The sequence below is a fragment of the Desulfovulcanus ferrireducens genome, from assembly GCF_018704065.1.
Lineage (GTDB): Bacteria > Desulfobacterota > Desulfovibrionia > Desulfovibrionales > Desulfonatronovibrionaceae > Desulfovulcanus > Desulfovulcanus ferrireducens.
Genome location: NZ_JAGUQP010000013.1, coordinates 67,360 through 75,863 on the forward strand (window position 1 = coordinate 67,360; position 8,504 = coordinate 75,863).

Below are 8,504 nucleotides of genomic sequence, written 5' to 3' on the forward strand. Positions count from 1 at the left end.
TCTAGGCAAGAAGTGTGTCTAATTTTATGTTGTAAAAATTCTTTTTTGTATTTTTTACTTTGTATTTTTTTAGAATAGTTACTATTTTTTCAGCTGACTCTCCGTCACCATAAGGATTTATTGTATTTTTCAGTTGTTTTCTAAATTTTTTAGAATATAATTTTTGAAAAGCTTCTCTAATATCTTTCTTGTTTGGCTGACAATCTATAACACTTTTTGCTTTTATCCTTCCTTTTTGTCTGTCACCAATATTTATTGTTCCTATTTTAAAACTTGGTGCTTCTATTATACCACTTGATGAGTTTCCAACAATTGCATCTATATATTGCATCGTAGATAAATATAATAATTGACCCATAGATGTAAACACAATAGATTTTTGTTTGTTTTTTTGTACATATTCGTCGATCATTTTGTTGATTATTCTTCCGTCTATGTCAGCATTTGCTTTTGTAAATATTATATTTGTGTCTTCTAGTTCATCTAGTACGTCTAATAAGTTTATTATTTGTTCTCTTGATGTTTCTTTCTCTAGGGTAGCAGGATGAAATGTAACTAGTATATTATGCTTATTAAATTTAAAATTTATCTTTTTTTCTAGTTCATCCTTGCTTAAGAGATTCATTTTTTTTATGTTGTCAATTCCCAAAGCACCAACATTAAAAACTCTTTCAGGACATTCGCCAAGTTGGATTACTCTTTTTTTGTACTCTTCAGTTGATGTAAAATGCAGATAGCTCATTTTAGTGATAGAATGTCTAAATGCTTCATCAAAAGCACCTTCTGTCGTTTCGCCCCCATACAAGTGTGCTATAGGTAATCTTGCAACAAATGAAGCAATAGCAAACGCTAATGCCTCAAATCTGTCCCCAAGAATTACCACTATATCAGGTTTTAATCTCTCCAAAGCTTCACTATAACTTATTATTCCCAATCCAATAGATTTTGATATTCCGATTGCTGAATCTGAACTTAAAAGTATCTCTATTTTTTCATCTATTTTAAATCCTTCGCTTTCTATCTCTTTATATGTTAACCCAAATTCAGGAGACAAGTGCATTCCTGAAACTACTATCTGGAGGCAAAGCTCCCTATCTTTTTGTATCTCTTCCATTAAAGGCTTTAAAAGTCCATATTCAGCTCTTGTTCCTGTAAAAATACATATTTTTCTTTTCATAATTCTATCAATTCGTCTTCTTTATAATCTCTATTTGCTAATCTTCCTACAATTTTTGGCCACATCATTGGATTAATGCCATTTCCTGGTCTTTTTACTGTTAAATTATTTTCAGTAAAAATTTCACCTTTTTTAATATCAGTCTTTGCTACAATACTTTTTCTCGCAATGCCCCTATTTTTTAATTCAGATTTAGATGGCTTTTTTATTCCGTTGCCTAATGCCTTTTCAATATTTCTTATCGCTATTACCATTGCTTTAAATTCATCAGGTTCTAATGATGCTTTGTGGTCAGGTCCGGGAAGATTTTTATCAAGTGTAAAATGCTTTTCTATTACTTTAGCGCCTAGTGATACTGCAGCTATAGGAATTTCAATTCCCAAAGTATGGTCGGAATAACCAATTTGAATCTTAAATGATTCCTTTATGGTTAACATAGCTCTAAGATTTACATCATCATAAGGTGTTGGATACCCAGTATTACAATGCAAAATACATATCCTTTCAGGGGATGTTCCTGCTTCTATTAAAAGATCTAATGCATCTTCTATCTCTCCTAAGTCTGCCATACCTGATGATAAAATTATTTGTTTTTTATAACTTCCAATCTCTTTGAGAAGTAAATAGTTAGTTATCTCACCTGATGGGATTTTAAATACTCCCATACCTAATTCTTTTAAAAACCGAGCACTTTCTAGATCAAAAGGACTCGAGATGAAAGCAATTCCTCTTTTTTGGCAATATTTAAAAAGATCTTCAAAATCATCATAACTCAATTCAAGCCTTTTTAGCATGTCTAATTGTGAGCCTTCATCACCTATTATTTCTTTTTGATATTCGGCTTTTGAAGCAAATCTAGTTGTAATTTTTTCTGCCTTGAATGTTTGAAATTTAATAGCATCTGCTCCAGTTTGGGCTGCTGCATCTACAAGCTTCTTTGCCATTTCAATGCTGCCATTATGATTAACCCCAGCTTCAGCTATTAGAAATACTTTTTTATACATTAACCAATTCTCCTAGCTGGATTCCCCACAAAAATCCCTGATTTATTTATCGATTTTATAACAACTGAGCCGGCGCCGATAATTGTTGAATTAGCTATGGTAATGTTGTTCAATAAAGTAGCATTACTGCCTATAAAACACTCATCATCTAAACTGCAGTAACCATTGACTATTGCGCCTGTTGAAATGTGGCAATGATTGCCAATCGTTACATCATGCTCAATTATGGAACCACTGTTTATTATACAATTCATTCCAACTTTTGTATCGGCATTTATTGTTGCATTGTGCATTACAATCGTACCTTCTCCTAGGATGCTATGTGCGGAAATTTTTGCCAGCGGAGATTTAATCACAGGCAATTTTGCATTTAATTTTTTCAGTTTCTTGAAAATTTGAACCCTTTTTTGGGCAGATTTAATTTGGCCTACCGTTATAAAAAAATTTTTATATTCTTTAGATAAATCAAGCAAATCTCTATCTGAGGCTATTATTTTATAACCTAAAACTTTTTGACCAATTTTTTCCTTTAAATCAACAATACCTACTATTTTATATGCTTCTCCCATTTCAATGACATCAATACACGCCTTACAGTGTCCACCACCACCTATTAGAACTATTTCTTCTTTCATGTTACTGCAATATTTTTTTTATTGTTTTGCAAATAAAATATATGTCATCTTCTTTGTTCAAGGTTGAACTTGGTAAACATAAAGAATGTTTATAGATATAGTATGAGTTTAGATAATTTGATTTTTTAAAGTTTTTATAAGGAGGAAACTCTATTATTGGCATAAATACTCTTCTAGTAGGTATTTTATTTTTCTTTAATTCTTTTTGTAGTCCATTAATATTGATCTCCTTTTTAAAAATGATTGACGTGAGCCACCATGAACTTTTAGCACTTGAGAGTTCTTTTTGAAAGATAACTTCATTAATTTTACCCAATTCGTCTTTGTATATCTGATTGAATAATTTTTTCTTTACTAGAAACTCGTCGAGCTTTTCCATTTGAGCAAGTCCTATTGCTGCTTCAATATTAGTCATTCTATAATTAAACCCAATCTCTGGATGGTAATACCCTCTTTCATTATCTCTTGCTTGGTTTACTAAAAATTTTATATGTTCAAGTTTATCCGCATCCTGGCCAATAACCATCCCTCCACCACCTGTCGTAATTAATTTATTGCCATTAAAGCTAAAACAACCAAAGTCACCAAATGTTCCTGTGTAGTAATTTCGGTATTTTGCACCTAAGCTTTCAGTAGCATCTTCTATAACGAAAAGGTTATGTTTCTTAGCTATTTTTAAGATAGCATCCATATTACACGGATTTCCAAAAAGATGAACAGGTATAATTGCTTTTGTTTTATCAGTTATGGCCTCTTCTATTTTTTCATGATCTATATTCCATGTTTCAATGTCTACGTCCACAAATATAGGCTTAGCTCCAACATAGGCTACTGGATTCACTGTTGCTACAAAAGTCAAAGCTGGTACAATCACTTCATCTTTTTGCCCTATCCCAAGTTCGTATAAGGCTATATGCAGAGATGCGGTTCCGCTTTGAACCGCAACTGCTTTGTTGGTCCCTAGATACCTAGCAAATTTTTTTTCGAATTCTGGGACAAAGTCGCCTGCTGTAGAGACGAAACCGGAATCAATGGCTTTATTTAAATATTTTTTTTCTAATTCTCCTAAATTCGGAGCATCTAGAAATATTTCATTTTTATACATTGTATATATCCGGCTTGTATAGTCTTAAATTTTTTTTATTTTTAAACCACTCTATTGTTATTCTTAAGCCATCATCTAAGGTGTATTTTGGTCTCCAATTCGTTAGTTTTTTTATCTTTGCATTACACCCTAATAATCTTTCAACCTCGCTTTTTTCAGGCCTTAATCTTTTATTGTCGGTAATTATTTTAGCTTCAGGATCTATCAAGTCAATGAGTTTTTGAGCCAGATGTTGTATAGATATTTCGGATTGTGTAGCGATGTTTATTTCTTCTCCTAATGTTTTGTCTGACCTAGCTATTTCAATAAAACCCTCCACTGTATCCTTAACAAAAACTAAATCTCTAGTCGGATGTAACGCTCCAAGCTTGATTTCCTTTTGCCCGGATAATAATTGTGTAATGATTGTTGGGATTACTGCCCTTGCAGATTGACGTGGGCCATAGGTGTTGAATGGTCTTACAATAACTACTGGCAAATCAAAGCTTCTATAAAAAGATTCTGCAATATGGTCTGCACCTATTTTGGTTGCAGAATATGGTGATTGTCCTTGACGTGGATGTTGTTCATCAATAGGTATGTATTTAGCAGTCCCATAAACTTCTGATGTTGATGTAACTAGTATTTTTTTTACATTACTATGTCTACAAGCTTGCAAAATATTCAATGTTCCTTTAATGTTTGTATCTATATAAGTATCTGGGGAGTGATAACTAAATGGTATCCCAATTAGAGCAGCAAGGTGAAACACAACATCAGCACCATTAACGGCGTCCCTAACACCATTAGGGTCTCTAATATCTCCTGTAAAAATTTCTATTTTTTCTAATTTTTCTTTTGGAAAGGTATCAAGCCAGCCCCAACTGTTAAAAGAATTATAATATATAAAAGCTTTTACTTGAGCGTCTTCCTTAACTAATCTTTCTACAAGGTGACTCCCAATAAAGCCACATGCTCCTGTAACTAAAACTTTTTTATTTTTTAATTGCATGATAAATCTCCACCATATTTTTTAATGTGATGAAATTGTCTGGAAAGTTGGGGCTAAAAGCAGAAGTATAAAAGTTTGTTTGTAATTATTTTGCTATCGTAATATATTCTATACGGTACATAGTTTGCTTTTCTTAAAAACAAATAGTTTTCTGAGGGCGGAGCCGATGTTCAATTAATTCGAGTTTTCAATGGGTCTACTTTATCAAGCTTTGGGCCCCATGTTTTTTGTTTACCTAGTCAAATTTATTTCTCTTTATACCTTAATCCTTTAATTCTCAATTCTTTAATTATCAACTCATATGAAAAACGGCTCAAGTGAGCAGCTAAGGTTATTCAACATCATTTTCTTTGTTTTAATCTATGACTTTGAACTGCGGGAAAGTTCAGATTTTTTTGCTTCTTTGATCTTACTCAACTTGTATTGGTAACTTGAGATTTAATTATTTGGTAGGCTACAAATAAAAAAAGGAGCCGTACGGCTCCTTTTTTTATTTCTTATTAATTGGTGCCGAAGGGGAGACTCGAACTCCCACGGGGAACCCCCCACTAGACCCTGAACCTAGCGTGTCTACCAATTCCACCACTTCGGCGCGAATGTGTTTAATAAAGAATTTGTTTTTTATTGGCAAGAGTTTTTTTGGGGTCAATTTTTTTGTAAACCCAGCAATGAGTTGAAGATAAGCGTCTTTTGAGTTAGCTTTTCTTTGTTGCTATCTTCAAACAGCATACGGAGGCTAGGCTGGTATATGGTCGTTAAGAATATCAATGAGTTAAGAGACAGAATAGATGCTTCTTGTGCGACTATTGGTAATTTTGACGGTGTACACTTAGGACATCAGAAGTTAATTGCCAGAGTTCGAGATCGAGCCAGAATTTTGAATATTCCTAGTGTGGTTATTACCTTTGACCCGCATCCTTTACGAGTTCTGGTGGATAAAAAGACTCCACCGTTCATTACACTTACTGAACAGAAATTAGAGCTTATCTCAAAGCTAGGCGTCGATTATGTTTTGTGTTTAAAGTTTACTAAAGAATTGGCGGCCTTAGAGCCAGAAGATTTTGTTTATAAGTATTTAGTTCAGGGGTTAAAAGTCAAAGAATTAATTATAGGCTATGACTATGCGTTTGGAAAAGGTAGAAAAGGAAATTACGAGTTATTAAAAAAATTGGGTGAGAAATTTGGTTTTATCGTAGAGCAACTTCCTCCGGTAATGGTTGATGGAGCTGTTGTCAGTTCCACTCGGATAAGAGATTTAGTTCAAGCAGGGCAAGTGTGGGAAGCTAGAAAGTTATTAGGCCGGTTTTACCGGGTGCAAGGCAGGGTTATATCCGGGCAAAAACGTGGTGGGCCGCTGCTTGGTTTTCCTACCGCAAATATTTGTCTGAAAGATGAATTGTTTCCTAAAACAGGCGTTTATGCTGTTTGGGTGGAGGTTTTAGGTCAGATAAAGCCAGGCGTGGCTAATATTGGCTATAACCCAACTTTTGGCAACGACTACTTGTCTGTTGAGGCACATATTCTTGATTTCAAGCAAAATATTTATAATCAGGATATCAAAGTGCATTTTGTGCAAAGGCTTCGATCCGAAAAGAAGTTTTCCGGATTGGATGCGTTGAAAAAACAAATCCGGGCTGACATTGAATTGGGACGAAAAATTTTAAATACACCAGAGGCACTATTGCATTGATGAAAAAGATTTTTTTCCCACTTATTCGCTTGTGGCAAGAATCGGTCAAGGTTTACCAAATTATAACCAATGCAAGGTGGCTGATTCTAGGGGCACTGACCGGTGTCATATCCGGCATTCTTGCCATTATATTTTTTGCCGGAGTAGAGGGACTAAAGTTTTTACTGGTGCACAAGCTTGCCGGATTTAATTGACCAGCTCCGGCAGGGGAAGAAATTTTTCATGGCCACGCATCTGTCTATAGGCCCTGGTTGATCCCCATTTTTACCACTTTAGTTGGGGTTATTACCGGATATTTAGTGACTAAATTTATTCCGGAAAGTATTCATGGGGGGACAGATGGCACAGATTCCATGATCAAGGCCTTCCATAATCAGGGCGGGGTAATAAAGCCCCTTGTCGCCTTGATTAAGGGCGCAACGTCTATCCTGACTATTGGGGCCGGAGGTAGTGCTGGTCGAGAAGGCCCTATATCTCTCTTAGGTGCTGGGCTGGGTTCTTTTTTAGCAGACAAACTAAAACTGTCGCCAAAAGAAAGGCGTATTTTGCTTTTAACCGGCGCGGCCGGAGGTTTGGGAGCCATTTTCAGGGCTCCTTTAGGTGGTGCCTTAACCGCTGTGGAAGTAATTTATAAGGAAGATTTTGAGGCCGAAGCAATTTTGCCTTCGGTTATTTCCTCTGTAGTGGCCTACTCTATTTTTACTCTGGTTTTTGGCACAGAACCAATCTTTGGTATACCCAGGTTTAGCTTTTCCAATCCCCTGGAACTTCCTTTTTATGCCATACTGGCTTTATGCTGTGCTCTTTCTGGCTGGTTTTATGTGCGTTCCTTTTATTTTATAAAGTATAAGTTTTTTAGGCCGTTAATGGATAAGTGGGGCATTATCTGGACTATGGGTCTGGGTGGCCTGATTATGGGGGTTTTGGGCGTTCTTTTTCCGCAGGTTCTGTGTGGAGGCTATGGCTGGTTGGAACTCGCCATTCTTGGCAAGTTAACTCTAGCGAGCATGTTCGGAATTGTCCTTGGTAAGACCTTGGCTACATCAATCACCCTCGGTTCAGGCATGAGTGGAGGTATGTTTGCCCCGGCCCTTTTTGTTGGTGGGATGACCGGAGGAATGGTTGGCTATGCTGCAAACCAATATTTTCCAAATATTGTTACTCAGCCTGGTGGCTATGTTTTGGTGGGCATGGCTGCTTTTTTTGCCGGGGTGGCCAATGCTCCTATCGGGCCTTTGATCATGGTATGCGAGCTGACTCAAGGTTATGGCTTGCTGGCTCCTTTGATGCTTGCATCAGCCCTGTGCCTGGTTTTAAATAGAAATATTTCCCTTTATGAAAATCAGGTTGATAATAAATTTGAATCGCCTGCCCATATTGACGATGCAACGATAAATATCCTGGAGAATCTACAGGTCAAAGATTTTTATCAGCCCGGAAGGGTGACTATCCTGGAAGAAGGGACTTCGTTCAAGGCCTTAATTGATATTATTGCCAACACCAATGAGCTTTATTTTCCTGTGCGTAACCAAAAGGACGAGATAACAGGGATTTTAGCTGTGCAGGATTTAAGGAAGGTTCTTTTTGAAGATTGTTTGTATGATCTGCTGGTTGCTAAAGATGTGGCCAGGAAGGCAGTTTTTTTGGTGCCAGAGGATAATTTGTATACTGCTCTGCTTAAATTTGTCGATAGTGATCTTGGCCAGATTCCGGTTGTAGACCAAAGTGATCCCAAAAAGATTTTAGGGCTTTTGGCTAGAGAAGATGTGTTTAGGGCGTTGAGACAGAAGGCTAAAAAGTTAGGTTGTTAGTAAGTTTACTCAACTTTCTGAGTTAATTTGCGAGCGCATTTTCTTCAATGCTAACAAAGACTTGGACACATCTAAGGCTTGCTTGCTGGCT

Annotated in this window: 6 protein-coding genes, 1 tRNA gene and 1 pseudogene; 2 read left to right on the forward strand and 6 right to left on the reverse strand. The window is 36.1% G+C overall.

What is annotated here, in order from left to right:
• Position 1 precedes the first annotated feature (1 nt).
• From neuC to KFV02_RS06185, 6 genes are all read right to left on the reverse strand, one after another.
• Positions 2-1,177 (reverse strand): UDP-N-acetylglucosamine 2-epimerase, encoded by a 1,176-nt coding sequence (gene neuC / locus KFV02_RS06160; protein WP_289510098.1) that lies wholly within the window; start codon positions 1,175-1,177, stop codon positions 2-4.
• Complete coding sequence (gene neuB, locus KFV02_RS06165) at positions 1,174-2,181, reverse strand: N-acetylneuraminate synthase (RefSeq protein WP_252380667.1); 1,008 nt, start codon at positions 2,179-2,181, stop codon at positions 1,174-1,176. Before neuB ends, neuC begins: the two co-directional genes overlap by 4 nt.
• Positions 2,181-2,816, reverse strand: a complete 636-nt coding sequence (locus tag KFV02_RS06170) for an acetyltransferase (protein WP_252380668.1) — start codon at positions 2,814-2,816, stop codon at positions 2,181-2,183. Before KFV02_RS06170 ends, neuB begins: the two co-directional genes overlap by 1 nt.
• A 1-nt stretch (position 2,817) precedes the next feature.
• Positions 2,818-3,921 (reverse strand): LegC family aminotransferase, encoded by a 1,104-nt coding sequence (locus KFV02_RS06175; protein WP_252380669.1) that lies wholly within the window; start codon positions 3,919-3,921, stop codon positions 2,818-2,820.
• On the reverse strand, positions 3,914-4,912 hold the full coding sequence (locus tag KFV02_RS06180; RefSeq protein ID WP_252380670.1) for an NAD-dependent 4,6-dehydratase LegB: 999 nt from the start codon (positions 4,910-4,912) through the stop codon (positions 3,914-3,916). The genes KFV02_RS06175 and KFV02_RS06180 overlap by 8 nt, the downstream gene beginning before the upstream one ends.
• A 505-nt stretch (positions 4,913-5,417) precedes the next feature.
• A tRNA-Leu gene (locus KFV02_RS06185) sits at positions 5,418-5,504 on the reverse strand.
• Positions 5,505-5,660: 156 nt separating this feature from the next.
• On the opposite strand from KFV02_RS06185, the gene KFV02_RS06190 reads away from it, so the two are divergent.
• Positions 5,661-6,602, forward strand: a complete 942-nt coding sequence (locus KFV02_RS06190) for a bifunctional riboflavin kinase/FAD synthetase (protein ID WP_252380671.1) — start codon at positions 5,661-5,663, stop codon at positions 6,600-6,602.
• Positions 6,602-8,413: pseudogene (locus tag KFV02_RS06195) on the forward strand (chloride channel protein). The gene KFV02_RS06190 and the pseudogene KFV02_RS06195 overlap by 1 nt, the downstream one beginning before the upstream one ends.
• Positions 8,414-8,504 lie beyond the last annotated feature (91 nt).

What these genes read in the sequence shown, in the direction of transcription:
- neuC (WP_289510098.1), bottom strand. Translation starts at nt 1,177, where the DNA reads ATGAAAAGAAAAATATGTATTTTTACAGGAACAAGAGCTGAATATGGA.
- neuB (WP_252380667.1), bottom strand. Translation starts at nt 2,181, where the DNA reads ATGTATAAAAAAGTATTTCTAATAGCTGAAGCTGGGGTTAATCATAAT.
- KFV02_RS06170 (WP_252380668.1), bottom strand. Translation starts at nt 2,816, where the DNA reads ATGAAAGAAGAAATAGTTCTAATAGGTGGTGGTGGACACTGTAAGGCG.
- KFV02_RS06175 (WP_252380669.1), bottom strand. Translation starts at nt 3,921, where the DNA reads ATGTATAAAAATGAAATATTTCTAGATGCTCCGAATTTAGGAGAATTA.
- KFV02_RS06180 (WP_252380670.1), bottom strand. Translation starts at nt 4,912, where the DNA reads ATGCAATTAAAAAATAAAAAAGTTTTAGTTACAGGAGCATGTGGCTTT.
- KFV02_RS06190 (WP_252380671.1), top strand. Translation starts at nt 5,661, where the DNA reads ATGGTCGTTAAGAATATCAATGAGTTAAGAGACAGAATAGATGCTTCT.